Genomic DNA, 25,867 nt, shown 5'->3' on the forward strand with positions numbered 1-25,867 from the left:
CTGCTCTAGTTCCTGCATCGCCAATCGTGGCGAATGATCAGGAGGACGATATGTCTGGTAAATTGATGCGGACGCCCTTGCTCGCGGGGGTGCTCGCGATGCTCGGCGCGACGATCGTCCCGGCGGGCAGCGCCGAGGCGCGGGATCGCCGGGATTGGGATAATCGTCGCTGCTATGGTCTGGAAGGATCGGCGCGCGCCGACTGCGAGCGCGACCGCTGGCGCGACGAACGCCGGCGCGACCGCGAACGCGAACGGCGCAAGGATGCCAAGACCGACGGGATCGTCGCCGGTGTGATCGGCACCGCCGTGGTTGGTGGATTGATTGCAGCCGCGGCATCGAGCGGCAAGAAGAAGGACAAGGAGAGGCGGCGCTACTGCCTGTCGCGCTATGGCAATTATGACGAACGCACCGACAGCTATCGCGCAAGCGATGGCCGGTGGTATCGATGCGAGTGACATCGTCGCTGATCGAAGCCATCGCGCTGAAGATCGCGCGCGCCGCACGCCCCCTGAACCGCTACTCGGATTTCAGGGGGCGCGCATGTCGTTCCGAATTCTGGCGTTTCACGGCGCTCGCGATCGGCGCGATATCCTGCGGAGGGGCCATGGACATGCTCATCTTCGGGTCGGCCGATCTTGGCCCTCTGCCCTTCTACACCATTATCCTCGCACTGGCATTGGCGCCCCCGTTGCTGGCTGCCGGCGCTCGCCGGCTGCATGATGCGGGCAAAAGCGGCTGGCTCATGCTTGGACTGCTGGTCCCGGTGATCGGCTGGCTGCTGCTCCTGCACCTATGGGCGCGCCCCTCCGTCATTTCCGGCCGGGCGCGAGGCGGTTGGCGGCGGTGAAGAATGAATGGCGTTCCCCGCGCGTGCCGCGAGCCGACGGCGAAGCGCCGTCGCGTTGGACGGGACCAAGAATGTGGTCGCGAACGCATGGTCTTTCGACCAACCGCTTGAATATGTCGTCGCTGAGCTTAGGATATGCCACCAAGCCGGCGCATTCAAAGCGTCGCGTAGTGCACATGGCGGTCGACCGCCAGAAATGAAGAAACGACACCAAGTCTATTGCCCCGCCATGTCTTGCACTAGTGCATTCGAAACATGGCTGACACGACTGTGGACATGGTGCTCCGAAATGTCGTGCGACCCATAACTTACTTACCGAAATATTCATTTTCCGGGATTCCGCGCCCTATGCTACTCTTGGCTGGCAAATGGGTTTGCGCAGATAACGTCATCGATCGCGTTTCGTGTTTAAGGTCTGGCTGCGCCGCCGGGCGGGCGAAGGAGATGTCGATGAATAAGAAGATGCTGTTCGTCGCAGGTGTCTTTGGCGCCTGTCTTTTCGCCATTCCCGCCATGGCCCAGGCCCAGGACGATAATATCGGAGCCGCGATGGAGCGCGACGCTCAGGCCAGGCGCGATTCGATGGAGCGCGACGCTCAGGCGATGCGCGACTCTGACACCAGCGCCAAAGCATTCGACAAGGACGGCAATCCCGACAGCGCCTTTGGTGAAGAATCCAGCAGTGATAGTGTCAGCGGCAACAGTTCATCGCGGAGTTCGTCCAGTAGCGCGTCGTTCGGCTTCGGGGAACGGCGCGGCAGGGGCAATGGTTCGTGGTCGGTGGATTCGGTGCTCGGCAGATGGACTCTCGGCGACAAGAACGGTCCTTCGACCTGCACGTTGACGCTATCGTCCGACGAATCCTTCGGTCTCAGACAGGCATGGACGAATGTCGGGTGTCCTGACGGGTTTTTCTCGGTCAACCGCTGGCGTGCTGCGGGCCGCGACCTTCAACTTACCGACATGGGCGGCAATGTGATCGGCAGCTTCCGCCAAGTCGGACCCGGCCGCTTTGAGGGCTGGCGCAATAAGGACGGTGCGCCCATGTTTCTCACGCGCTAGAGGCAATTGCCCATGCTCCCTCTCCGCGCCATCGCTTCGGCAGCCGGCAAGGTGCGCGCGTGAAGCATGGGCGTGCGGTGATCGGCGGCAAATGGCGGAGAGGGAGGGATTCGAACCCTCGGTACCCTCGCGGGCACGCCGCATTTCGAGTGCGGTGCATTCGACCACTCTGCCACCTCTCCGCAGAAGGTCCGGCGCCTGGCCGTCCCGGTCGAGGGGCGGCCATTAGCGAATGAAATCATGCTTGCCAAGCCGTCCATCAGGTATTTTTCTTGTGTCGGCCGGGCAGAGTCCTAAATTGGTCACATGAGAGACACGATTCAGATTTTCGGCGCCGGCGTTACTGCTCCGCCGATCGTCCATGCCCGCTTCAATATCGGCGATGTGGTCAAGCACCGCATGTTCGGTTTTCGTGGCGTCGTGTTCGATATAGACCCGGTCTTCGCCAACAGCGAGGAATGGTATGAAGCGATTCCCGAACATGCCCGGCCGGACAAGCAGCAGCCCTTCTACCATCTGCTCGCCGAAAATGGCGATTCCAGCTATGTCGCTTATGTCAGCCAGCAGAATCTGGTGTCGGACGACAGCGATGAGCCGGTGGACCATCCCGCCATCACCGACATGTTCGGCGCCTATGCGAACGGCAAATATCGCCTGCGACCGCTCCACCGTCACTAGAGCATCGTGCGAAAAAGTGGGAACCGGTTTTTCACAAAAACGATGCGACAACAAAGAATTAGCGCGCGCGATCTGCATCCGATTTAACGCAGCGCGCTCTAGGCGCCTGCTGGGGCCGCTCGCCGGCAGTCCCGGCATGTTGCTGGTCGTCGGCGCATTATTGTCTTGCGCCTGGGCGGCGAGGGCCGCGCCGCCGCCCAATGCCGATCCGGTCTTCCCCTTTTCGCGGGAGATAGAAGCTTTTGCCAAGGCGAACACCACCGGCCCGCCGGTGCGTGACGCCACCCTGTTCCTGGGCAGTTCCAGCATCCGCCTGTGGGACATAGCCGGCAGCTTCCATGATATCGGCACGGTCAATCGCGGCTTTGGCGGCGCCACCACCGCGCATGTGCTCCATTATTACAAGCGGCTGCTGCCGTCCGTTCCGCCACGCTCGATCATCGTCTATGTCGGCGAGAATGATCTTGCCGCCGGCATGTCGCCTGACATGGTCGGGCGCGACATATTGACGTTGCTCAAGAAATTGCGCGTCGATTATCCGCGCGCGCGCATCGCCTTCCTGTCGCTGAAGCCCAGTCCCATCCGCTGGACGCTCCATCCCAAAATGGTGCAGGTCAATGCCGCCGTCGCCGCGCGCGCCGAGGCGGAGGGCTTTGCCTATCTCGACGTCGGCTCCGCTCTGCTGGCGGCCGACGGCCTGCCCGATGCATCGCTTTTCCGTCCCGACGGTCTGCACATGAACATGCGCGGCTATCAACGCTGGACCGGACTGGTCGACGCCTGGCTCGACCGTGTCGCCCCGCCCCGCGACGGGACAGAAAGCCATAGCTGAACCACTTTCCGATTGATCCACGGCCAAGCAACATTATTACCAGCCGATCGATATAAGCGGCAAGCCAGGGGAATGAAGGTGATGATGGACGTTAAGGGCCGGGGGCCGCAGGCCAGCGGAATGGCCGAACTGACGCTGCGTGGCGTCATTCTGGGCGGGCTCATCACCCTCGTCTTCACCGCGGCGAATGTCTATCTGGGCCTCAAGATCGGCCTGACCTTCGCGACCTCGATTCCCGCGGCGGTCATCTCCATGGCGGTGCTGCGGCTGTTCGCGACCGGCACGATCCTGGAAAACAACATCGTCCAGACCATCGCCTCGGCCGCCGGGACGCTCTCGGCGATCATCTTCGTGCTGCCGGGTCTGGTCATCATCGGCTGGTGGCAGGGCTTCCCCTATTGGCTGAGCGCCTTCACCATCGCCACGGGCGGCATATTGGGCGTCATGTATTCGGTGCCGCTGCGCCGCGCGCTCGTCACCGGCTCCGACCTGCCCTATCCCGAAGGCGTCGCCGCCGCCGAAGTGCTGAAGGTCGGCGCCGGTTCGCGCGAGGGGCTGGAAGAGAATAAGCGCGGCCTGGCCGCCATCGTCGCCAGCGCCGTGGCCGCAGCCGGCTTTTCCATCGTCGCCAAGACCAAGATCATCGCGGAGGAAGCCGCGACCTTCTTCAAGTTCGGGGCGGGGGCGACATCGGTGTCGACCAGCTTTTCCATGGCGCTGATCGGCGTCGGCCATCTGGTCGGCCTGTCGGTGGGCGTCGCCATGTTCATCGGCCTGCTGATCAGCTGGACCGGCCTCGTCCCCTATCTGACCGCCCCGCTGCTCGCCGGCGCGGACCTGTCCGACATCGTCGGCACCGCCTTCCGCATGAAGGCGCGCTTCATCGGCGCGGGCACGATCGGCGTCGCCGCGATCTGGACCCTGCTCAAGATCCTTGGCCCGATCGTCAGCGGCATCCGCTCCGCACTGGCTGCCAACGCCACCCGCAAGTCGGGCAATGCCGCCAGCCTCGACATTACCGAGCGCGACCTGCCCATCTCCATCGTCGGCGGCACCATCCTGGCCGCGCTGCTGCCGATCGGCGTGCTGCTCTGGATCTTCGCGCAGGGCGGGCCGATCGCCACCAATCCGGTGCCGGTGATCGCGCTGACTTTGGCCTATGTGCTGGTGGCGGGCATCGTCATCGCATCGGTCTGCGGCTATATGGCGGGCCTGATCGGCGCATCGAACAGCCCGATTTCGGGCGTCGGCATCCTCGCCGTGCTGGGCGCGTCGCTGCTGCTGGCGGCGATCTACGGATCGGGTCATAACGACCCGTCGCAGACCCAGGCGCTGATCGCCTATGCGCTGTTCACCACCGCGATCGTCTTCGGCATCGCGACCATTTCCAACGACAATCTCCAGGACCTCAAGACCGGCCAACTGGTCGGCGCGACTCCGTGGAAACAGCAGGTGGCGCTGGTGCTGGGCGTCATCTTCGGCGCGCTGGTCATCCCGCCGGTGCTGGACCTGTTGAACAGCGCCTTCGGCTTTGCCGGCGCGCCGGGCGCCAAGGCGAGCGCGCTGCCCGCGCCGCAGGCCGCGCTCATCTCGGCGCTGGCCAAGGGCGTGCTGGGCGGCGATCTCGACTGGAACCTCATCGGCATCGGCGCCGGCATCGGCATCGTGGTCATCCTGATCGACGAACTGCTGGGCAAGGCCGGCAAGCTGCGCCTGCCGCCGCTCGCGGTCGGCATGGGCATCTACCTGCCGATGGCGCTGACCCTGCTGATCCCGGTCGGCGCGCTGATCGGCCATGTCTATAACCGCTGGGCGCTGCGCCAGAGCAACCCGGAGTTCGCCGAGCGCATGGGCGTGCTGATGGCGACCGGCTTCATCGTCGGCGAAAGCCTGTTCGGCGTCGCCTTCGCCGGCATCGTCGCGGGCACGGACAGTGACGCGCCGCTGGCGTTGGTGGGCGAAAGTCCTTGGGCGGTGCCGCTCGCCGTGCTGATCTTCGCCGGCGTGATCGCGGGTCTCTATGCGCGCCTCAAGCGCTGGGCTTCCGACCCGCTGGCTTGAGGCGCGTGCTGATGTGGAGTTTCGACCATTCCAGGACATTCCTTCTCCCTTGAGGGAGAAGGATACGGAGCCTTGCCGCAAAGCGGCTAGGCGGAGTTGGATGAGGGGGATTGGCGGTAGGTCGGCGCGATTGCGCAAAATGGCATCCCCCTCACCCAGCTACGACTAGGCAGCAAGCTGCCAAGTCTTCACATCCCTCTCCCTCAAGGGAGAGGGAAAGAATGTCCGCTTACCACCCCTACCCGCTGTTCCGCAGCGCGGTGGCGATCGCGTTGATCGACAGTTCGATGCCTTCCTTGATGCGCGGATCGTCCTCGCCAGCGCGGTGGCGCTTCAGCAGTTCCACCTGGAGCAGGTTCAGCGGCTCGATATAGGGCAGGCGCAGCCGGATCGAGGTGTCGAGCGCCGGGCTTTTCTCCAGCAGGCGCGACTGGCCGGTGGCGGCGAGCAGCCCGTCATGCGCCTGCGCCCATCCTTCGCGGATGCGGCCGAACATTGCCTCGCCCGCCGCCTGATCCTCGACCAGCGGCAAGTAACGGGCGGCGATGCCCAGGTCCGACTTGGCCAGCACCATCTCCAGATTGGCGAGCGCCGACTTCAGGAACGACCAGTGCTGCGCCATGTCGGCCAGCAGCGCCTTGTCCTCGAAGGCGGAGAGCGCATGGCCCACGCCATACCAGCCCGGCAGCATGACGCGCGCCTGCGCCCAGCTGAACACCCACGGAATGGCCCGCAGATCCTCGATCGCGCTGCTCTTGGTGCGGCTGGCGGGGCGCGATCCGATCTTGAGGCCGGAAATCTCCTGGATCGGGGTCAGTTCGCGGAAAAATTCCTTGAATCCATCGGTGCCGTAGACGAGGTCGCGATAGGCGGCGAAGGCGTTCTTCGAAAGTTCGTCCATCGCGCCGGCGAAACGGGCGGCGTCCTTCTGCGAAATGGCTTCCGGCTCCAGGCTGGCGAGCAGGGTGGCGCTGGTCATCGCTTCCAAATTGGTCATGGCGACGTCGCGCGTGCCGAACTTGGCGGCGATCACCTCGCCCTGTTCGGTGATGCGGATGCGGCCCTGCACGCTGCCCTTGGGCTGGGCCTGGATCGCGGCAAAGGCGGAGCCGCCGCCGCGCCCGACCGCGCCGCCGCGCCCGTGGAACAGCTGCATCGCCGCGCCCGCCTCGGCAAAGACCGGCTCCAGCGCCTGGCTCGCCTTGTACAGGCCCCAGGTGGAGGTGATGTAGCCGCCATCCTTGTTGCTGTCGGAATAGCCGATCATCACTTCCTGATGGCCGCGATCCTTCACCACTCCGGCGATTTCGGGCAGGCCGAAATAGGCGGTCATGATGCTGGGCGCGGCTTCAAGGTCGGCGATCGTCTCGAACAGCGGAATCGCCATGATCGCGGCCCGCGGCGGCGCGCCGTCCGCGCCCGCGCGCCAGAGGCCCGCTTCCTTGAGCAGGATGTTCACCTCCAGCAGATCCGACACGCTTTCGGCCTTGGAGATGATATAATGGGTGATGCTGTGCGGCCCGTAGGTGCGATGCGCCTCCGCCGCGGCGTTGACGATCGCCAGTTCGGACGCGGTTTCCTCGCAATAGGCGGAAAAGCGCCCGCCCAGCGGCCGGTTATTCGCCAGTTCCCGGCGCAGCAGCGCGATGCGCGCATATTCGTCGAGCGCCAGATAGTCCGCCTCGACCCCGGCGACCTTGAGCAGTTCGGCCACCACCCGCTCATGCACGGCGCTGTTCTGGCGCATGTCGAGCGTGGCGAGGTGGAAGCCGAACGTCTCGACCGCGCGGATCAGCCGACCGAGCGCACCGCCGGTCGACAGCGCGCCATCGCCCTCGCTCGCCAGCCCCTGCGCGACGAGGACCAGATCATGGCGCAGGTCGGTCGGATTGGCATAGGCCTCTCCCTTCAGCGCCGAGGGACGCGGCGGCGCCTTCCCCACCAAGGCGGCATAGGTGGCGGCGAGCCGCGCATAAATGCCCGACAGCGCGCGGCGATAGGGTTCGTCCTGCCGGCTGGGCGAAGCGTCGCCGCTGGCCTCCGCCAGGTCGAGCACCGCCTGCGGCACATGGGCCAGCTCGGTCGATAGCGACAACTCCGCGCCCAGCCTGTGCACGCCATCCATGTAGAAGGCCAGCGCCGCCTCGCATCCGCGTCCCAGCGCGGACCGCAATTGCGGCGCCTGCACGAAGGGGTTGCCGTCGCGGTCGCCGCCGATCCAGTTGCCCACGCGCAGGAAGCTGTGCGGCCGCGCGCCCAGCACCCGCTCCCAACGCGCATAGAGCGCGGGCAGCACCGGCAGGAAAATGTCGCGGAAATAGGTCAGGACATTGTCGATCTCGTCCTGCACGAACAATTTTTCCCGGCGCAGCGGGCGCGTCTGCCACAGCAGCGCGATCTGGCGGAAGATCGCCTCGTCCAGATTTTCGCCATCGTCGGTTTCGGTGCGGCCGGCGTCCTTTAGATGCATCAGGTCGGCGATGCGGTTCTTGTGGTCGATCATGCTCTTGCGCCGCACCTCGGTCGGGTGGGCGGTGAGCACCGGCACGATCAGGCTGTGCGACAAAAGCTCCAGCACGGCGTCGCGGCCGACGCCTTCGGCCTCCAGCTTCGCGACCGCCGACGCGACATCCGCGCCCGGCTCGGCCGCCACGCCCTGCCGGTCCTCGGCCAGATTGGCGAGCATTGAGAAGAGCATGAAACCGCGCGTGAAATTCAGCGTGTCGTCGAGGCTGAGCGCATCCAGCCCGGTATCGGTCAGGTCCGCGCCCTGCACCCCACGCGCCCGATCGACCGATGCGGAGCGGATATATTCGGTCTGTTTGTAGAGATTGTCTCCGCCATAGGCGCGAATGACGTCGCCCAGCAGGCGCCCCAGATAGCGGATATCGGGATTCTGCGTGATCGCAGGGGCTGCTTGTGTGGATGCCAGAGTCGCCATAGGGCTTCGATGCTGCATCGCAACAAGGCGAGCGTCAAGCGAATCCGGTTTTTGGTGGCGATACAAAACGCTAGCAATTGCGATGTTGCAAAGGTTTGCTTATCCACTTCGACGCTGCCGCCCGCCGATGACAACGGGCTTGCGCCTTGCCCTGCCTATGCGCCAAAGACGCTTCGTGACCGCCAGCATCAGCATAGGAACCGACAGCCACGGCAAGGACGTGCTGGTCGATGTGGAAGAATTGCTCGCCACCCGTCTGCTCGTCCAGGGCAATTCGGGGTCGGGCAAGTCGCATCTGTTGCGCCGCCTGCTGGAGGAAAGCGCCGCCATGGTGCAGCAGGTGGTGATCGATCCCGAAGGCGATTTCGTGACGCTGGCCGACGAATATGGCCATGTGGTGATCGACGCGGGCGACTATAATGAGCGTGAGATCGTCAAGATGGCGGCCCGCATTCGCGAGCATCGCGCGTCGGTGGTGCTGAGCCTCGATGCCCTCGAACTCGAAGCGCAGATGAAATGCGCCGCCTCTTTCCTGTCGACCCTGTTCGACGCGCCGCGCGACCATTGGTATCCCGCCTTGGTGGTGGTGGATGAAGCGCAGATGTTCGCGCCGGTCGCCGCCGGCGACGTGTCGGACGAGGCGCGCCGCCTGTCGCTGGCCGCCATGACCAACCTCATGTGCCGGGGCCGCAAGCGCGGCCTGGCCGGGGTGATCGCGACACAGCGGCTCGCCAAGCTCGCCAAGAATGTCGCGGCCGAAGCATCCAACTTCCTGATGGGGCGCACCTTCCTCGACATCGACATGGCGCGCGCGGCCGACCTGCTGGGCATGGAGCGGCGGCAGGCGGAACAGATCCGCGATCTGGAGCGCGGCCGCTTCCTGGGGCTTGGCCCGGCGATCGCGCGGCGGCCGGTCGCGGTGAAGATCGGCGCGGTCAAGACCGGCACGCGCGGCGGCACCCACAAGCTGATGCCGCCCCCGGTTACGACCGGCGAGGATTTTCAGGAACTGCTGTTCGCCAGGCATGAGGAAGAAGCGCTGCCGCCTCCCCCGCCGCGCGCCGAGCCGCCGCCGCGTGCCGCAGAGGAGATCATGCGCGCGCTGGCCGACACGCCGTCGGCCAGGCCCGCCGCGCCGGAACTGGATTTCGGCGAGAATGAGCCGGTCGTCATCGCCGTGCTGGAGGATATCGTCGCGGACCTTGGCGACGCCGCGCCCGGTGTGTCGGCGCTCTATCAGGATTTCGGCGTGCGCTGCCGGATGAAGGGGCTGAAGCGCTCCCCGCTCGACCTGCCCGCCTTCCGCAAGCGCTTCGCCATGGCGCAGGCCGGGATGGCCGACGCCGACGATCCCCGCTGGCAGGATGCGATGCGCGCCGCCGAGCCGGTGCCGGAAGATATGCTGGCCCCCTTCCTGCTGATCGCGCGCGCGGCGCTGGACGGGCAGCCCTGCCCGGACGACAGCCTGCTGGCGCGCGCCTATGGCACCAGCTCGCCGGGGCGCGTGCGGCGGCTGATCGACTATATGGAAAAGCTGGGCGTCATCGTCGCGCGCACCGATTTTTCGGGCAAGCGCTCGATCGGTGTGCCGGGTCTGGGCCTCTCGACCGCGGCGGCGGACGGATGAACGGGTATCGGACACTACAGCCGTTCGCTTCGAGCATAGTCGAGAAGCCTTCGCGCTGCCCATGTCTCGACTATGCTCGACACGAACGGCGATAGGGACGTTTCACATTGATCTATAGCGCTCCCGCCATCCTTTTCGTCTGCCTTGGCAATATCTGCCGATCACCGCTGGCCGAAGCCGCCTTGCGGGCGGAGGCGGAGCAGGCGGGGCTGGATGTCATGGTCGATTCCGCCGGAACGGGCGACTGGCATGTCGGCAGCCCGCCCGACCCGCGCGCGCAAGCGGTGGCGCTGCGCCACGACATCGACATTTCCGGCTATCGCGGACGGCAAGTGACGGCTGGGGATTTCCGCCGCTTCACCCACATCTTCGCGCTGGACGGGGACAATCTGCGCAACCTGCGTCGCATCCGGCCTGCGGACGGCACGGCCCGCCTGCAATTGCTGATGGACCTGGTGCCGGGGCGGGAAGGGAGCGGCGTCACCGACCCCTATTTTGGGGACGATGCCGGGTTCGACGTCACCTGGGACGATGTGACGCGCGCAGCCAGGGCGATCGTGGCGCAGCTCTCGACCTGACGTTCACCGCAATGTGAACCAGCATCCCGCTTTTTAGGATTTTCTTGATCAATTTCCCAATCTGGCCGGATTGGCCTGACCAGAACGGGGGAGGGCAAGGCTCGCGAAACGGGGACGAGCGGAGCAGGAGGGGCGGCGCGCTGGTTGGCCTCATCCTGCTGACAATGGCTTCGCAATTGTCCATGTCGGTGTCGGCTTTCGCCCATGATGGCTCCGACGCGATCTCCTCTCCCCGTTCGCCCTGAGCCTGTCGAAGGGCTCTTCTTCCTTCAAGGGAAGGAACAGGCTTCGACCGGCTCAGCCCGAACGGCTCCTACTTACGGCTCCCGCTCCAGAACCTGATTCAGAGCGTGACGCCGCGCTTCCAGATGGCGATGTCGCGCTCGCCGGATGCGGCAAGGCGACGGCATCGTCAACGATCAGACGGGCAGGGTGAAGACGATCGGGGCGGTGAACTCAATGCGCTCGCCGGGCAGTTCGGCCGGCGCGCGGGGATAGGGCGAGGCGCGGCGCAGCATCGCCTCGGCCTCCTCGTCCAGCGTGGCATTGCCCGATCCCTGGATGACGGCGCCCTCCAGCAACATGCCGGCGCGGTCGAGGACGAAGCGCACCTGCACCTGCCCCTCCTCCCGTCGCATCCGGGCGCGGCGCGGATAGATTTTATGGGCATAGAGCCAGGAGCGGACCCTGGCGGCATAGCTGCGGCTGGCGCCGGGCGGCGCCTTGACGTCGAGCCCGTCGGCCGCGCCCCGCCGGGCGGGGGATAGCGCGGGTGGAGAGGCGGCGGCGACCGCTTGCCGCGCGGGCTGTGACGGCGACGCCGCGGAACTGGCAGCAGGGGCCGCCGGCTGGACCGGCATGGGGAGGGAAAGGCGCGACGGCGCCGCGACGACCGGCGGCACGACGGCGGCAACCGCCGCCGGCTGCGGCGCGGGCAGCGGATCGACAGGCGGGGGCGGGACGGCGGCGGGTGTATCAGGCGCTGCCGTCTCCGCCTCTTGCCTACCCTGCTCCACCCCCTTGAGCAGGGCCAGCGACAGGACCGTCAGCGCCGGGGACTCGGTGCGGCGGCTGACATGCCCCATGCCAAAGTTGAGCAGCGCCGCGATCAGCAGCCCGTTGACCAGCAGCGACGCCACCGCCGGTCCACCGATGCGGAAAGGATGGGCTGCCCGCGCCATGGCGTCAGAAGCTGTTCGCCACGGTGAACTTGAAGCTCTGCCCCTCCGCCGCGAGCGAGGAGAGATGGCGGCGATATTGTTTGTCGAAGACATTATCCACGGCGATGCGGAATTCGAACCCCTTGGCGGGGCCGCTCTGCGGCTTGAAGGCGAAGAAGAGATTGTGGACGCTGTAGCCGGCCGTCGGCAGGCCCGATCCAACGGAGGAGAAGGGACCGGTCGTCACCTTGTCCTGCCGTTCCGCAAACTCGCCGGTCCAGCCGCCCGACAGGCCGGTGCCCGCATCGGCATAGCCCAGGGTCAGGCGATAGTCGTTGGCCGGAATGGTGTTCAGATAATCACCGGTCAGCCGGTTCTTGCCATCGATGAAGGAGGCGTTGCCGCGCGCGAAGAAGCCGCCGATGCCATATTCGGCCTCGACCTCCAGCCCCTTGAAGCGCGAGCGATTGATGTTCTGGAAATAGGGCGTCCCCGCCGCCGCCGCGACATTGACGATCAGATCCTTGACGTCGTTCTGGAACAGGGTGGTCTTGGCGCGGAAGCGGTCGCCCTTGCCCAGCGCATCGTCGAAGGACAAAGTGAAGCCGACTTCATAATTGTCCGATTTCTCGGGCCGCAGGTTGGGATTGTTGGGCCGGGTTGCGGAGCGGGTGAAGATTTCATCCACATTGGGCATACGCACGGTGCGCGCCACCGATCCGAACAGGCCGAACCAGGGGGTGACATTATAGAGCGCGGCGAGCTTGGGCGAAACGCCGCTGTCCGTCACATTGTCGGTCAGCACCGTGCCGCCGACGACCGTGGCGCCTGGCTTCAGCTTGGTCCAGTCGACGCGGACGCCGGGCATGATCGTCAGCTTGTCGGACCAGACGATCTCCAACTGGCCGTACAGGCCATAGCGATCCATGTCGCCTTCGGGGTGTGTGCCAGCCCCCGGCGTCACCGTGCCGTCGAAGGCGACGCGCGGGTTGCGCCGTTCCTGCGTGCTCCACTGGCCGCCCAGGATCAGGAAGGTCGTCCAGTCGCCGCCCAGATCGAACTCGCTGGTGTTCTGGACCTTCGCCTGCCAGCTTTCATAGGAGAAGTCGGAATAGGCAAGCGGCCCCAAGAAGGTGGTTTCGGTCTGGTGCACCTTCGACAGCGAATAGGCGACCTGCGCCTCGACATTGAAAATCTTGCTGCCGTTGAAGTCGTTGACATAGCCCAGCACGGCGGTCTTGTCGTGGACGCGGCGGCGCATCAGGCTGTTGCCGGTCGCGGCCGAAACCTGATCATAGACCTGCGGCGCGTCGCTGATCCAGTCCTGATAGGACGCCCAGATCGCGTGCTTTTTATTGCCGCCGATCGAGACGCGACCCTTGACCAGCCAACTGTCGGATTCGGTCGCGGAGGCCGCGACCGTCTGCCCATTGCCGCTCTTGTAGTCGTCGCTCCGGCGATAATTATAGCTGCCCAGCAGTTCGACCCCCTCGACCGGTTGCGCGGCGACGATGCCGGACAGGGTATGCGCCTCCGCATTGGTTTCGGTCGCGGCCTTCAGGCGCACCGCCAGCGGATCGCCGTCGCTCAGAAAGTCGGACGCATCCTTAGTCGTGAAATTGATGACGCCCGCCAGCGCGCCCGCGCCATAGAGGGTGGAGGAAGCGGGACCGCGCAGCACTTCGACCCGCTTGTAGAGTTCAGGCTCGGAGAACAGCGCGCCCATGCGATATTGTTCGTAAAATTTGGTGACGCCATCGACCGTCAGCAGGATGCGGTTGTCGCTGTCGCCGATCGCCGTGCCCATGCCGCGGATGTTGAAGCCTTGCCCCAGTTGGCCGACGCCGCCCTGGACGTTGACGCCCGGCATCCCTTCCAGCAGGTCGCCGATGGTGGTCGCCTGAATCTGGTCGATATCCTCCTGGTCAAGGGTGCTGACCGCCTGCGGCGTGTCGATCGCGACCTTTTCCGTGCCGGCGGAAATGACCATGCGGTCGAGCGTCATGCGCGTCGTTTCCGGCGCGTCGGCCCCCTCCTGCGCCCAGGCCGCGACCGGCGCGGCGATCAGCGCGGTTCCCAGCAACAGCGACAATCTGGTCTTCATGGTGTGCGGCCCCCTATTCGATGATGTGGCGGGGCGTGGACGGCCCCGAATGGCGTCGCACCTAACAGCTATAAATGATATTGCAAGTGAGTCTCATTAGTTATAGCTGCCAAGCCAGAAAGGGGACTTCATGAAACCATTGCGATTCCGTTCCGCCGCCCTGCTGCTGGCCCTCATCGGCGCTTCCACCGCGCAGGCGCATATGCCCTATGTGCTGCCGACCCTGTTCGACCTTGGCAAAGGCGATCATGTCACCGTCCAGTCGGCCTTCACCGAGGATGCCTTCTTGCCCGAGGTCGCGATGCGCGACGCGCCCTTCCATCTGGTCGGCCCGGATGGGAAGGATCTGCCGACCGGCCCCGTCACCCATTTGCGCGACCTCAGCATCTTCGAAGCGGCGATCCCCGCCGACGGCACCTATCGCGTCACCAGCGGCCAGCGCGCCGGGCGCAAGGGCAAAATGTTCAGGGCAGGCAATGAATGGAAGATGCGCGGCGAGGGCGGCGAACCGCCCGCCAATGCCGAGCAGGTCGACGTGCAGAGCATGACTCTGGCCGACGCCTATGTGACGCGCGGCCAACCGAGCGATGCGGCGTTGAGGCCCTGGGGCAAGGCGCTGGAGATCCAGGCGATCACCCACCCCAACGGCATCGTCGCGGGGTCGGACGCCAGCTTCGCGCTGCTGTTCGACGGCAAGCCGCTGCCCGATGCCGACATCACCCTGTTCCGCAGCGCCGGCCTTTATGACGGGCGCAAGGTGGTGGCGCAGGTGAAAAGCGGCGCCGACGGCCGGTTCAGCCTGAAGCCCGAGGATGCCGGCACCTATCTGATCCTGGTGCGCCATCGCGGCGCCGCGCCGGCCGGGTCCGAGACGCCCTATCGCAGCTACACCTACACTTTGACCTTCGACGCGGCCTGATCGCCGCGTCCCTTCCAGTTTACGGAGACAGTATGAAAATCCATCTGCCGCTCACCGCCGCCCTGCTTGCGATCGCCGGCACGGCCACCGCCGCACCGCATGAAGGATCGGCCTTCATCCATGACTATGACGCCGACCATGACGGCCAGGTCACGCGCGCCGAGTTCGACGCCGGCCGCGTCGCCCGCTTCAAGGCGACCGATGCCAATGGCGACGGCTGGGTGTCGGAAGAGGAATATGTCGGCGAATATCAGGCCCGACTGGAGCAACAGCTTGCCGCGTCCGACCGCAGCGAGGAAAAGAAGACCGAAGAACGCCAGCGCCAGATGCGCCAGGCGCATGTCCGCTTCGGCGTGCTGGACAAGGACAAGGACGGCAAGATGATCCAGGCCGAATATGACGCCTCGGGCGCGCGCGCCTTTGCCGAGCAGGATAATGACAAGGACGGCATCGTGACGGCGACGGACGCCGCCGCCACGGCCGCGCGTCAGCTTGCGGCGCGGGAAAAGGCCGATCGGTAATCCGTCCACATGGAAGAGGGCGCCCGGCATGGCGGTCGGCGCCCTTTCCCGCGCTCGCCAAAAGCCCGATCCGAATCGATCGGGCCGCGGGCGGGGGAAATTGTCGTCGCTATCCACTTTTCCAGCGGCCGATCGCCAACTCAGCTCGCTCCTCCGATCGCTCCCGGCGTCAGCGCCAGGGAGAGCAGGATGAGGGCAAGGCCGATATAGGCCCACGCGCCCATGCCTTTCCAGGCGAGCTTGAGGCCGTCGTCCGATTGCGACGATCGGGCTAGCCGCATGGCGTAGATCATGGTTCCGGTCACTGCCATGGCGGTCAGCGCCGCACCGAACAGGAACCAGATCAGTTTCGTCCACAGTCCGCCGAACGTGCCGAAATGCAGCGGATCGGCCATTTCCGATATGCGTTGATGGACGTCAAGATCGCGCCCGTCCAACCGGGCGACGACCCGGTGCGTCGCCGGATCGACCGCGACGGCGTTGGCGCGGTCGCGCACGAGCCAGGCGGACGACTGGCCCAGGAAGACAACGCCTCCATCCTCCATGAAGCGAATCTCGCGGATGTCGAGGCTGGGGTCCGTTCGCTCGGCCAAGGCGACCAGCCGGTCCAGCCTCTCGCCGGTGGGAAAAGGACTCGTCGCGACTTTGGGCAATTGGGGCACGGCAGCCTGTCCGCCCAATGTTTCCACCAGATACCAGATGCCCGTCAGCGCGATCAGCGTTACGAACCACAGGCTCCACAGCCCCATCAAGCGATGCAGATCGCCGGTGAATCGGCGACTGTCCCCGCCGCGGGGCGCGCGAAAGAAGCCGCGCCACCATTTCTTGTAGGTGACGACGCCCGATACCAGCGAAACGGCCAGCAAGAGGGCCAGGGAGCAGACGATCGGTATGCCGATCTTCGTGGGCAGCATCAGATGCCGATGCACCTGCCGCAGGAAGCGATGGGCATTAGCCCAGCCATGCCTGCCCGTGACCCTGGCCGTCCAGGGATCGACATAGATGCGCTCGGGCGCACCCTTGCCGCGATTGACCCAGGCCTCGGCGGTGAACCAGGGGTCGATCGGCGCAAAAAGTGTCTGAAGTCGGGCTTCCGGCGCGGCCTGAGCGGCGGCTGCGGCCCAGGCGCCCCATGATGCGACCGGCTCCGGCCGGGGCGACACCCGCATCGCAGGCGTCGCCAGCCAGTCGATTTCATGCGCGAAGACCGCGAGCGTGCCGGTCGCCAGAATGAAGGTGAGGAAGATCGACAATTTAAGGCCGATCCAGCTATGCACGACCCACCAGAGCGAACGGCCCTTTTTTGCGTGCGCCTTGTTCATGGTCAGAATTTGAAACGAAGTTCGGCCAGGAAAGTGCGGGGCTCACCGGGGAAATGGCCGGTCTGGGCCGTGAAGCCGGATGCGGCATAGGCCTTGTCGAAAATATTGTCGACGCGCAGCATCAGCTCTGCAAAGCCCAGCCCCTTGGTGATCGAGGCGTCGAAGATGGTGTAGGACTTCACCTCCTGTCCTGACAGGCTGATGCGCTTCGACACATATTCTCCGCCCAGGGCGAAGGCTGCGTCGATCGCGGGCACCTGATATCGGGTCCAGAAGCCCAGCTTGTGCTTGGGCGCGTTGGCGAAGCGGTTGCCCACGGCATTGGTGATCGCCTGCCCGGCAATTGTGCCGGTGATTTTCGTGTCGTTATAGCCGTAATTGACGAGCGCCACCCAATTGGGGGTGATGTCGGCCGACAGGTCAATCTCGAAGCCCTTGCTTGTCACCTCGCCGATCGGGCGGAGTTGGTCCTGACCATTGACCGGCGGCAGGCTGCTGTCCGGCTGAAGGATGTTCTTGCGCACGATACGGTAGGCGGCCAGATTGGCCTGTAGCCTGCCGTCGAACAGGTCGGTCTTGATGCCGCCCTCGAACTGGTCGCCTGTGACGGGCGCGAAGGGGCCGCCCGCGTCGTTGGTCTGGCTGGCGGCCGCCTGCGGCTCAAAGCTCTGCGACCAGCTCAGATAGACAGAGACATCCTTGCGCGGCTTGTAGATGGCGCCTGTGCGGAAGGTGATATCGTCATCCTCATAGGAGGCTGCGTTCACGACGCGATCCTCGAATTTGTCATAGCGCACGCCGCCGACCAGCATGAAAGCATCGCTCAGGCTGATCTGGTCCTGCAGATAGGTGCCTGTGCGCTTCGTGCGGGTATCCGTGACCGTGAAGGGCAGAAGCGCGGCCCGCGCGACGTCGCGCGCGCTCCTGGTATAGACGGGATTGCTGAGGCTGAGCGGTGTCACACCAGCGCGCAGGATCCGCGAATTGAGCACACTTGTCTCGTCATACCAGTCCGCGCCCGTCTGGAACTTATGTTCCATGCCGAGCAGGTGGACACGCGCCGTCAGATTGGCGGCGAAGGACAGGCCATCGACATCGCGGATCTGATCGCGGAACTCGCGCGCCACCAGGTCGGTGCTGCCAGCCACAAGGCCACGCGGCTCATGATATTGCTGGGTCTCGGTCGCCTTGAAATAGCGCACGCCGGCATCGAACATGATCCCGTCGCCGATCGCGGTCGCGTACCGCGCCTGGTAGGCCTGCGATTTCAGATGCAGGAAATCGGTCGGTTCATTCGCATTCCAGCGAATGTCGGTAAGGAAATTACCGTCATTGTCCGTCAATATGCCGCGAAGGCGATTGGCCTGCAGATCATTGTCGTAGACCGTCGCCTGCAGCGTCAGCTTGCCGCCTTCGTTGGTCTTGATGGCGATACCGCCGTCGCCGATCAGCGATATGCTCTTGGTGTTGCGGCGATAGGGGTTCATTGCCTCATAAAAGCCGCCGAGGCGGTAGGTGACGACGCCATCCTTGTCGATCGGACCCGTCGCTTCGGCCGATATGCCACGCCGGTCATAATTGCCCGCAGTGGCGACCATGCGCATCGCGGTTGCGTCGCCGGGGACCTTGGAAACATAGTTGATGATGCCGCCGGGGGATCCTGGTCCGAAGAAGAGGCCGGCCGGGCCTTTCAGCACTTCCACGCGCTCGATATTAAACAGTTGGGGCACGGAAAAGCCGATGAACGGATTGCCGCGCATACCATCATAAAAGGACTGATCCTGCCGGAAGCCGCGGAAGGTGACGCCTGCATAGCTGAAAAAGCTCACCCCCGAGATGTTGCGATAGATATCGGTCGCGTCGCGCGCGCCCTGGTCGGCGAAAAGGTCGCTGTTGATGACTTGCACGGCCTGGGGGATGTTGAGCGGATCCTCGGCGGTCTTTCCGACGGTTGTCGTCTCGGTGCGATAAAGGCGCTGCGCGCGACCAGTAACGATGATCTGGTCGCCTTCGGCCATGGCGGCCTCCGGTGCCGCAACGGGCGCCTCCTGGGCAAGAGCCGCTGATGCGCATAGGGAAGCGGACGCAAGCAGCGCCGTGCGAAAAATGGACAAGTGATCCCCTCATTCGAATCGCTAATGATAGTTATTCGCGCTACGTATTCTGGGTCGAAAACGCAAGCTGGCGCCGCACCCTGCCGGGCGGGAAAGGAAAGCTGCGTTCCTGACGGCATCCCCTGGCGCGCGATGGTTGACGCGCGCTGAGCGGTGGGCTGGCGGACTCAACTGATCCAGTCGATCCCAAGCGATGACAGCGTTGCTTGCGAGACTCCCGCGACAGGAAGAAGGGGGGCCGGATCGCCGAGAAGGGGCACCTGCTCCGATGGCTTCTCGAAAAGGCTCTGCTTGCCGCATCGACCGGCCTGCGTCGTCGTGCATAACTCACCATATACAAAAATACTTTCATCAACAAAAATACTGTGGTAGCCAATGCGATATCGAGCGCCGACTTATGCGGCGGCGGGAGGGGAGAGCGCATGGCCAGACTTGTGGCTTTTCAAGCCAGCCAATTCGTTGAGGGGAGACAGGCCCCCGGTCGTGCGGCCGTCGATATGTGTCGCGACCGCCAACATAGAAAATCGAGGGGAGAGAAGATCATGAAACGCTTCACGACGGCCTGTTCATTGACGGCGCTGATCGCCACGTTGGCGAGCGCGGGCATCGCCCATGCCCAGTCGGCGCCCGACGAGCCGGCCGGCGCGGCCGATGCCGTTTCAAGCGACATCGTCGTTACCGGATTCCGCCGCTCGCTCGACAATGCGAACAAGATCAAGCGCGACTCCGCGATCATCAGCGACACCATCGCGGCAGAGGACATCGGCAAATATCCCGACAACAACATCGCCGAGTCGCTGCAGCGCGTGACCGGCGTCCAGATCACTCGCTTCCGCGGCGAAGGCAGCGCCATCAGCATCCGCGGCCTCAGCCCGAGCTTCGTGTCGACCCAGGTCAATGGCCACCAGATCGTCAGCGGCGGGGGCCGGGCCTTCAATTTCCTTGATCTGTCGCCGGATTTCGTCAGCGCCGTGGAAGTGCAGAAGTCGCCTACCGCCGAGATGGAGGATGGCGGGCTGTCGGGCACAGTCAATATCCGTACGCCGCAACCGCTCGATACCGGCAAGACGACGATCGCCGGGCGCCTGGAGGGGGTTTACAACGCCAATCGCGAGAAAGCGGGTCCGCGCGCCTCGATGATCGGCACCTGGGTGAATCAGGATCGCACCTTCGGCATCAATTTCGGCGTCGCATATGAGAAGCGCAAGCTCCTTTCCTACGACCTGCAATCCTATGGCGCGGAGACCGCGAACGAAAGCCCGGCGGCGACAGCCAGCGGATCGGGCAAGGTTCCCCCGGTCGACTATAATGGGGACGGCGATTATCTCGACACCTATGCGTTCGACCACGCGCAGTCCTATTATATCCGTTTCAACGACCGCACCCGCTTCTCGCTCACCAGCGCCGTCCAGTGGAAGCCGTCCGACACGGTCGAATTCTTCGCCAACGGTCTCTATTCCTATTTCCGCGATGAGGATGTCGGGCTGGATTCGGCGATCCGCTGGACCAACATCGCGCCGGCCACGCCGGGCGGGCAATATGGCATCACCGGCAGCACGATCGATACCAGCTTCAACGACGTGCTGCTGGGCGGCGCCCAGGGTTTCGTCACGAGCATGAGCGCCCGTGGCGTCGATTTCCGGGCCGACGCGCAGCCGGTACATAATACCAACCGCGTATATTCGAGCACGGTTGGAACCAAGCTGGATTTCGGCCGGCTCAATGTGAAGCTGGAAGGCGACTATTCGCTCGGCAAATCCTTCAGCTCCTCCTTCTATCCCGGCGTCATCGGTCGCGCCGACGCGACCATCACCCATCCTGACGGCCTGGGCGGCGGACCGGCGGTCACGTTCGACAGCGGCTATGATCCGCTGGACGCCTCGACCTTCGCCTTCAACAATCTGAACGAAAATAAGAGCTACAACAGGGACCGGATGATCGAGGCCAAGCTCGATCTGACCTATGATCTGGGTTCGGGCTTCCTGCGCTCGATCAAGGCCGGCGGGCTCTATTCCGACCGCCACTTCACCTTCCGGCAATTCACCGCCAACACCACCGCGCAGGATCTGGCGAGGCTGTCCAACGGCCAGCTCGTCTATCAACCCACGGTCGAGGGAGGCAGCGTCAACGCCGCCCCGATCCTTTCGGTCGCCTCGTACAATACCGGCGTTCCCAATTTCCTGCCGTCGTTCCTCTATTTCGATTTCAACAAATTCTTCTCGATCATCCCGCGGTCGACGCTGGAGCAGAACTCGCCACTGACCGAGCAGCTGGCTTCCGGCCTCGACGTGCGGGAAAAGACGGCAGCCGGCTATGCGATGGTCAATTTCCAGGGCATGTCGGATCGCCTGTCGGGCAATGTCGGCGGACGCTTCGTCCACACCGAACTGGTCTCCAAGGGCTATGGGGCCGATTTAGACGCGATCCAGATCGCGGCGGACGGAGTGGGGACGATCGTGCCGGCGAGCGATCAGCTCCGTGCTGAGAGCAGCTATGATTATTTCCTGCCCAGCCTGAACCTGCGATACGAGCTGACCCCTTCGCTGCTGGTGCGTTTTGCCGCGGCGCGGGTGCTGGCCCGGCCGGAATTCGGGCAACTGGGCGTGGGGCTGACCGTCAATGCGAACGTGTTGTCGATCTTCTCCGCCAATCCGTATCTGAAGCCCTACAAAGCCAACCAGCTTGACCTGTCGTTCGAATATTATCTGCCGCATTCGGGCCTGATTTCGCTGGCGTTCTTCTACAAGGACGTGAAGGACTTCATCGTCAACGGCCAGACCCTGGATACCCGAACCGCGACGAAGGCGGACGGTTCCACCGTGACCCTGACCTTCCGGCGCAACCAGCCGATCAACCTGGAGGATGTGAAGATCAAGGGCATCGAGTTCGGCGCGCAGGTCCCGTTCACCTTCCTGCCCGGCGCCCTCAACGGCTTCGGAGTCTTCGGCAACGCGACCTATATCGACGCGCCGAAGGTTCCCGCGGAACAGGACGGATTGCCGTTCCCTCTGCCGGGCGTCTCGAAATTCTCCTACAATATTGGCGCCTTCTTCGAGAAATGGGGTGTCGGCGCCCGGGCCTATTATAACTGGCGCGGCAAGTATGACACGGGCGAGGGGAATTATTTTGGCGACCGCGAATATGAGAATGCCTATGGCCAGCTCGACGGTTCGATCAGCTACGATATAACCCCCCAGGTCACCATGTCGCTGGACTTCGAGAATCTGACCAACAGCATACGTCGTCACGTCAACAATTTCGGCCTCGACCGGCAATATCTGAAGACCGGCCGGCGCTTCGTCTTCGGTGTTCGCGCAAAGATATAGACAAAAATATCCCAAGGGCGGCAACTACCGCCCTTGGGCAAAGGGAGACATCATGCGCCATTCCCGCCGGACAGCGCCCGGACTTTCGCACATTGCGCGCTGGCTGGCGCTGTTCCTCCTTTCGCTCGGCCTTACGCCCATTTCGGCCGCGCCACCGGCCCGCCATTGGGTCGCGGTGTGGACATCGGGCCAGGTCGCGGCAACCCCGACGCACTGGCTCGAAACGGTTCCGCTGGAAGGCCGCACCTTTCGCGAACTTGTGCACATCAGCGCGGGCGGGCGGCTGTTCCGGGTCCGGCTTTCCAACGCCTTCGGCCAGCAATCCCTGGAAATCGCGGCGGCGGGCATCGCGATGGGCCGGGGGCCGGGCAATAGTGCGATTGTGGCGGCGACGCGGCGCTCCCTCACCTTTTCGGGCCAGACGGCCGTGACTCTCTCCCCCGGTCACGACGTCTGGTCCGATCCGGTATCGCTGGCGGCCCCCGCGCGCTCCACGCTCGCCATCAGCATCCGCGTGACGCGCGCGCCCACCATCCTGACGGGGCATGGCGACGCGCGGGCGACCAGCTTCCTCGCGCCCGGCGATCAGGTCGCATCCGCTACACTGGCCGACGCCGAACCGATAGGTCACTGGTATCACCTCTCCGCAGTCGCCGCGCTGAAGGACGGCAAGTCGGGGGCGGTGCTGGCGCTGGGCGATTCGATCACCGACAGCTATATGTCGACGGTCGACGGCAACGACCGCTGGCCCGACATCCTTGCCGAACGGCTGGCCGAAAGCGGCAGGCCGGGCCTGACGGCGGTGGTGAATCAGGGGATCGGCGGCAACCGAATCCTGACGGACATCATCGGCCCGCGCCTGCTCGACAGGCTCGATCGCGACGTCTGGTCGATACCGGGGGTGAAGACGATCATCCTGCTGGAGGGCGTGAACGATCTGGGTTCCCTGACGCGCGAGCAGCCGGTGTCCGCGCAACGACACGAACGCTTCGTGGAGACGCTGATCGATGCCTATCGGGTCATCATCGCGCAGGCCCGTTCCCGTGGCATCCGAATCGTCGGCGGCACGATCATGCCCTATGGCGGATCGGACTATTATCATCCCGACGGCGCCAACGAGGCGGATCGCCAGCAGGTCAATCGCTGGATACGGACGCCCGGACATTTCGACGCGGTGATCGATTTCGACGCAGCGGTGCGCGATCCCGCCCAGCCGGACCGGTTGCTTCCGGAATTCGACGGCGGGGATCATATCCATCCCTCGGTCGCCGGCTATCGCAGGATGGCTGAGGCGATCCCGCTCGCGCTGTTGTACGACCAGAAAAGGCTCAGATGATCAGCGCCCCGATCTGATCCGGTCCCAGCACCAGCGGTCGTCCGGGGGGCAGGTGGACCTCGATCGTCCTGCCGCCAAAGCTGATCCGCCGCAGACCCGCGCGCGCTGCCACCAGTTCGACATGACGCGGGCGGCCGCCGCTCCAGCCGATCGTCACCGTGACGTCGCCCCTGGCCTTGAGGCCACGCACCTCGCCAGCCTCCCAGACGGTGGGGAGCGCGGGGAGAAGCGCGATCTCGCCCCGGTGCGATTGCAGCAGCATTTCGGCGACGGCGGCCGTGCCGGCCATATTGCCGTCGACTGCGAAGATATCCTCAGTCGCGCCGGCGATTCCTCCGCGCGAATAGGTTAGCAGGCCATCGTCCGCGTCGCCGGTTATCAGGCCGCGCAGATGCCGTTCGGCCTCGTCGCCATCGCGCAGCCGGGCATGATAGGCGATGAAATTGGCCCGGCTCCATTCGGTGTCCTCCCAGTCGCTCTGCGCCAGCCTGCGCGCGATCGTCGTGCTGGCGGCCTTGGCAAGGTCGGGGGTCCGTTGCGGGTCGATCTGCGCATAGGGATAGAGCGCGATCAGATGCGAGGTGTGGCGATGGCTCGGCTGGGCGTCCTCGACATCCTCCAGCCATTCCTGGAGGCGCCCGTCCCGACCGACGCGCAGTGGGGGCAGCCGGTCGCGGGCGGCTTCCAGCCGCGTCCTCAACGCCGGCTCGATGCCGAGCAACACGCTCGCCTCGATACAGGCGGAAAAGAGCTGGCGCACGAGCACCAGGTCGCAGGTCGGCCCCATGCTGTTGGCGATCGCGCGCCCGGTCGCAGGCGATTTGAATGCATTTTCAGGCGAAATTGACGGGCCCGTCACCAGCTGGCCGGTCCTGGGATGCTCGGCGAGATAGTCGAGGAAGAAGTCGGCCGCGCCGCGCAATACCGGCCACGCCGTTTCGCGCAGGAAGGTTCGGTCCTCGCGGAACTGAAAATGGTCCCACAGGTCAAGGGCCAGCCACAGGCCGCCGCCGACGAAGATGCCCCAGCCATTTCCCCAGCCGGGCGCGGTGAAGCCCCAGGGATTGGATACGACATGGGCCACCCAGCCGCGCGCGCCGTAGAGTGTGCGCGCCGTCGCCGCGCCATGGCGGCTGAGACGATCGAGGAACGGCCAGAGCGAGGCATGGCATTCGGACAGGTTGGCCACCTCGCAGGCCCAGTAATTCTGCTGGGTGTTGATATCCAGGTGGAAATCGTTGGACCAGCCCATCGCCGCCGCGCGTCCGTCGTTCCAGATCCCCTGTAGCGCCAGGGGCAAGGGCGAATCCGGGCGCGATCCGGCGATGGTGAGATAACGGCCGAAATCGAAGAACAATGCGGCAAGGTCCGGGTCGGGCGTGCCCGCGGCCAGGCGTTGCCGGCGCTTGTCGGTCGGGAGCGCGGCTGCGGCGGCGCCGCCGAGCGAGAGCGATGCACGGTCGAACAATGCTTTATGATCGGCAACATGATCGGCGCGCAGCCGGCGATATCCCTTGGCGGCCGCAGCTTCGACGGCGGCCTGGGCAGCCGTCGCCGGATCGGCATGGCTCATGTCGGTGGCGATGCCGACCAGCAGCGTCAGCGACGTGGCCGTTTCCACGGCAATTTCCCCCGCCGTTGCGGTCAGGCGGCCGCCTTCGACAATCGCCCTGACGGCCGCGGCCACGCGAACGCCGTGCTTGCCGTCGCTGTGGACGGTTTCGAGCGCCTGCCCTTCGAACAGCAGCGTATCGGAGCGCAGGGTCGAAGCCGTTCCGGGCAGATGGGGCGGGGCGATGCGGATCCGGGCGCCGAACCGCGCGCCGGCCCCGCCCGAGAAGTGCAGCGCGATGATCCCATCGGGGTGCGAGGCGAAGGCTTCCCGCCGGTATGCGACGCCTTTGACCCGATATTCCACGCCCGCGATCGCCTGCGCAAGATCGAGCCAGCGGCTATAATCGTCCACCGCGCCGTCATGGCCGAGGTCGATATCGAGGAAGCCGAGCGGAAGCGCGGTGCCGAACTGCTCCTCCCGGCCCAACAGATGCTTTTCGCACAGCGCATCGGCTTCGTCGAAACGGCCGGCGAACATCAGCTCGCGGATCGGTCCGATATGCGTGCGGGCGTTCGGATCGACGGATTGGCGGGGTGGCGCGCCCGACCAGATAGTGGATTCCGACAGGTGAATACGTTCCTGCCCGATGCCGCCGAACAGCATCCCGCCCAGCCTGCCGTTGCCGATCGGCAGGGCCTGCAGCCAGCGCTCGGCCGGTTGGCGATACCAGAGCCGGCGGCCGACCGGCGCCGGCGCCGTTTTGGCGATCCCCGGAATGAATGCTGTGGCGGTCGCCCCGGCGATGAAGGTCCGGCGGCTGGTTCTCATGCGACTGCCTCCAGCTCTCGCGCTCCGGCCAGGAGCGGGCGGGAGATCGACGC

At 64.9% G+C, this 25,867-nt stretch carries 18 protein-coding genes and 1 tRNA gene; 12 read left to right on the plus strand and 7 right to left on the minus strand.

Going from position 1 to position 25,867, the window contains the following annotated elements:
• Positions 1 to 50: 50 nt before the first annotated feature.
• From AC58EF_RS10400 to AC58EF_RS10410, 3 genes are all read left to right on the plus strand, one after another.
• Positions 51 to 458, plus strand: a complete 408-nt coding sequence (locus AC58EF_RS10400) for a hypothetical protein (RefSeq protein WP_497276066.1) — start codon at positions 51 to 53, stop codon at positions 456 to 458.
• Positions 449 to 850 carry a DUF805 domain-containing protein gene (locus AC58EF_RS10405; protein ID WP_497276067.1) on the plus strand — a complete coding sequence of 134 codons (402 nt, stop codon included), beginning with the start codon at positions 449 to 451 and terminating at the stop codon, positions 848 to 850. Before AC58EF_RS10400 ends, AC58EF_RS10405 begins: the two co-directional genes overlap by 10 nt.
• 255 nt (positions 851 to 1,105) lie before the next feature.
• The gene (locus tag AC58EF_RS10410; protein ID WP_497276068.1) at positions 1,106 to 1,912 is read left to right on the plus strand and encodes an AprI/Inh family metalloprotease inhibitor; all 807 of its coding nucleotides are present in this window, start codon (positions 1,106 to 1,108) and stop codon (positions 1,910 to 1,912) included.
• A 92-nt stretch (positions 1,913 to 2,004) separates the two neighbouring features.
• On the opposite strand, the gene AC58EF_RS10415 is transcribed toward AC58EF_RS10410, so the two are convergent.
• Positions 2,005 to 2,094, minus strand: a tRNA-Ser gene (locus AC58EF_RS10415).
• A gap of 124 nt (positions 2,095 to 2,218) precedes the next feature.
• On the opposite strand from AC58EF_RS10415, the gene hspQ reads away from it, so the two are divergent.
• The 3 genes from hspQ (at position 2,219) to AC58EF_RS10430 (ending at position 5,483) form a co-directional block, all read left to right on the plus strand.
• A complete protein-coding gene (gene hspQ / locus AC58EF_RS10420) occupies positions 2,219 to 2,590 on the plus strand; it encodes a heat shock protein HspQ (RefSeq protein WP_497276069.1) in 372 nt (123 codons plus the stop codon).
• A gap of 136 nt (positions 2,591 to 2,726) precedes the next feature.
• Positions 2,727 to 3,422: a GDSL-type esterase/lipase family protein gene (locus AC58EF_RS10425; RefSeq protein ID WP_497276070.1), complete on the plus strand. Its 696-nt coding sequence runs from the start codon at positions 2,727 to 2,729 to the stop codon at positions 3,420 to 3,422.
• 120 nt (positions 3,423 to 3,542) lie between these two features.
• On the plus strand, positions 3,543 to 5,483 hold the full coding sequence (locus AC58EF_RS10430; RefSeq protein WP_497276138.1) for an OPT family oligopeptide transporter: 1,941 nt from the start codon (positions 3,543 to 3,545) through the stop codon (positions 5,481 to 5,483).
• 238 nt (positions 5,484 to 5,721) lie between these two features.
• Here the strand turns inward: AC58EF_RS10430 and ppc are convergent, their stop codons facing one another.
• Positions 5,722 to 8,424: a phosphoenolpyruvate carboxylase gene (gene ppc / locus AC58EF_RS10435; protein ID WP_497276071.1), complete on the minus strand. Its 2,703-nt coding sequence runs from the start codon at positions 8,422 to 8,424 to the stop codon at positions 5,722 to 5,724.
• A gap of 175 nt (positions 8,425 to 8,599) precedes the next feature.
• On the opposite strand from ppc, the gene AC58EF_RS10440 reads away from it, so the two are divergent.
• Positions 8,600 to 10,051: a helicase HerA domain-containing protein gene (locus AC58EF_RS10440; RefSeq protein WP_497276073.1), complete on the plus strand. Its 1,452-nt coding sequence runs from the start codon at positions 8,600 to 8,602 to the stop codon at positions 10,049 to 10,051.
• Positions 10,052 to 10,158: 107 nt separating this feature from the next.
• On the plus strand, positions 10,159 to 10,629 hold the full coding sequence (locus AC58EF_RS10445) for a low molecular weight protein-tyrosine-phosphatase (protein WP_497276074.1): 471 nt from the start codon (positions 10,159 to 10,161) through the stop codon (positions 10,627 to 10,629).
• A gap of 419 nt (positions 10,630 to 11,048) precedes the next feature.
• Here the strand turns inward: AC58EF_RS10445 and AC58EF_RS10450 are convergent, their stop codons facing one another.
• Positions 11,049 to 11,810: an energy transducer TonB gene (locus AC58EF_RS10450; protein WP_497276076.1), complete on the minus strand. Its 762-nt coding sequence runs from the start codon at positions 11,808 to 11,810 to the stop codon at positions 11,049 to 11,051.
• A 4-nt stretch (positions 11,811 to 11,814) separates the two neighbouring features.
• On the minus strand, positions 11,815 to 13,893 hold the full coding sequence (locus tag AC58EF_RS10455) for a TonB-dependent receptor domain-containing protein (RefSeq protein WP_497276077.1): 2,079 nt from the start codon (positions 13,891 to 13,893) through the stop codon (positions 11,815 to 11,817).
• 130 nt (positions 13,894 to 14,023) lie between these two features.
• Between AC58EF_RS10455 and AC58EF_RS10460 the strand changes: the two genes are divergently transcribed.
• Both AC58EF_RS10460 and AC58EF_RS10465 read left to right on the plus strand, forming a co-directional pair.
• Complete coding sequence (locus AC58EF_RS10460) at positions 14,024 to 14,812, plus strand: DUF4198 domain-containing protein (protein ID WP_497276078.1); 789 nt, start codon at positions 14,024 to 14,026, stop codon at positions 14,810 to 14,812.
• Between the two features lie 32 nt (positions 14,813 to 14,844).
• On the plus strand, positions 14,845 to 15,333 hold the full coding sequence (locus AC58EF_RS10465; protein ID WP_497276079.1) for an EF-hand domain-containing protein: 489 nt from the start codon (positions 14,845 to 14,847) through the stop codon (positions 15,331 to 15,333).
• Positions 15,334 to 15,473: 140 nt separating this feature from the next.
• On the opposite strand, the gene AC58EF_RS10470 is transcribed toward AC58EF_RS10465, so the two are convergent.
• Both AC58EF_RS10470 and AC58EF_RS10475 read right to left on the minus strand, forming a co-directional pair.
• The gene (locus tag AC58EF_RS10470; RefSeq protein ID WP_497276081.1) at positions 15,474 to 16,655 is read right to left on the minus strand and encodes a PepSY-associated TM helix domain-containing protein; all 1,182 of its coding nucleotides are present in this window, start codon (positions 16,653 to 16,655) and stop codon (positions 15,474 to 15,476) included.
• A 2-nt stretch (positions 16,656 to 16,657) separates the two neighbouring features.
• Complete coding sequence (locus AC58EF_RS10475) at positions 16,658 to 18,673, minus strand: TonB-dependent siderophore receptor (RefSeq protein ID WP_497276082.1); 2,016 nt, start codon at positions 18,671 to 18,673, stop codon at positions 16,658 to 16,660.
• 638 nt (positions 18,674 to 19,311) lie between these two features.
• Between AC58EF_RS10475 and AC58EF_RS10480 the strand changes: the two genes are divergently transcribed.
• Both AC58EF_RS10480 and AC58EF_RS10485 read left to right on the plus strand, forming a co-directional pair.
• Positions 19,312 to 22,095 carry a TonB-dependent receptor gene (locus AC58EF_RS10480; RefSeq protein ID WP_497276083.1) on the plus strand — a complete coding sequence of 928 codons (2,784 nt, stop codon included), beginning with the start codon at positions 19,312 to 19,314 and terminating at the stop codon, positions 22,093 to 22,095.
• A 52-nt stretch (positions 22,096 to 22,147) separates the two neighbouring features.
• The gene (locus AC58EF_RS10485) at positions 22,148 to 23,431 is read left to right on the plus strand and encodes an SGNH/GDSL hydrolase family protein (protein ID WP_497276085.1); all 1,284 of its coding nucleotides are present in this window, start codon (positions 22,148 to 22,150) and stop codon (positions 23,429 to 23,431) included.
• Here AC58EF_RS10485 and AC58EF_RS10490 read toward each other — a convergent pair.
• Positions 23,424 to 25,814, minus strand: a complete 2,391-nt coding sequence (locus AC58EF_RS10490) for a glycoside hydrolase family 95 protein (RefSeq protein ID WP_497276086.1) — start codon at positions 25,812 to 25,814, stop codon at positions 23,424 to 23,426. The two genes, AC58EF_RS10485 and AC58EF_RS10490, sit on opposite strands and share 8 nt — an antisense overlap.
• Positions 25,815 to 25,867: the final 53 nt, after the last annotated feature.

The sequence above is a fragment of the Sphingobium sp. WR1 genome, from assembly GCF_059693745.1.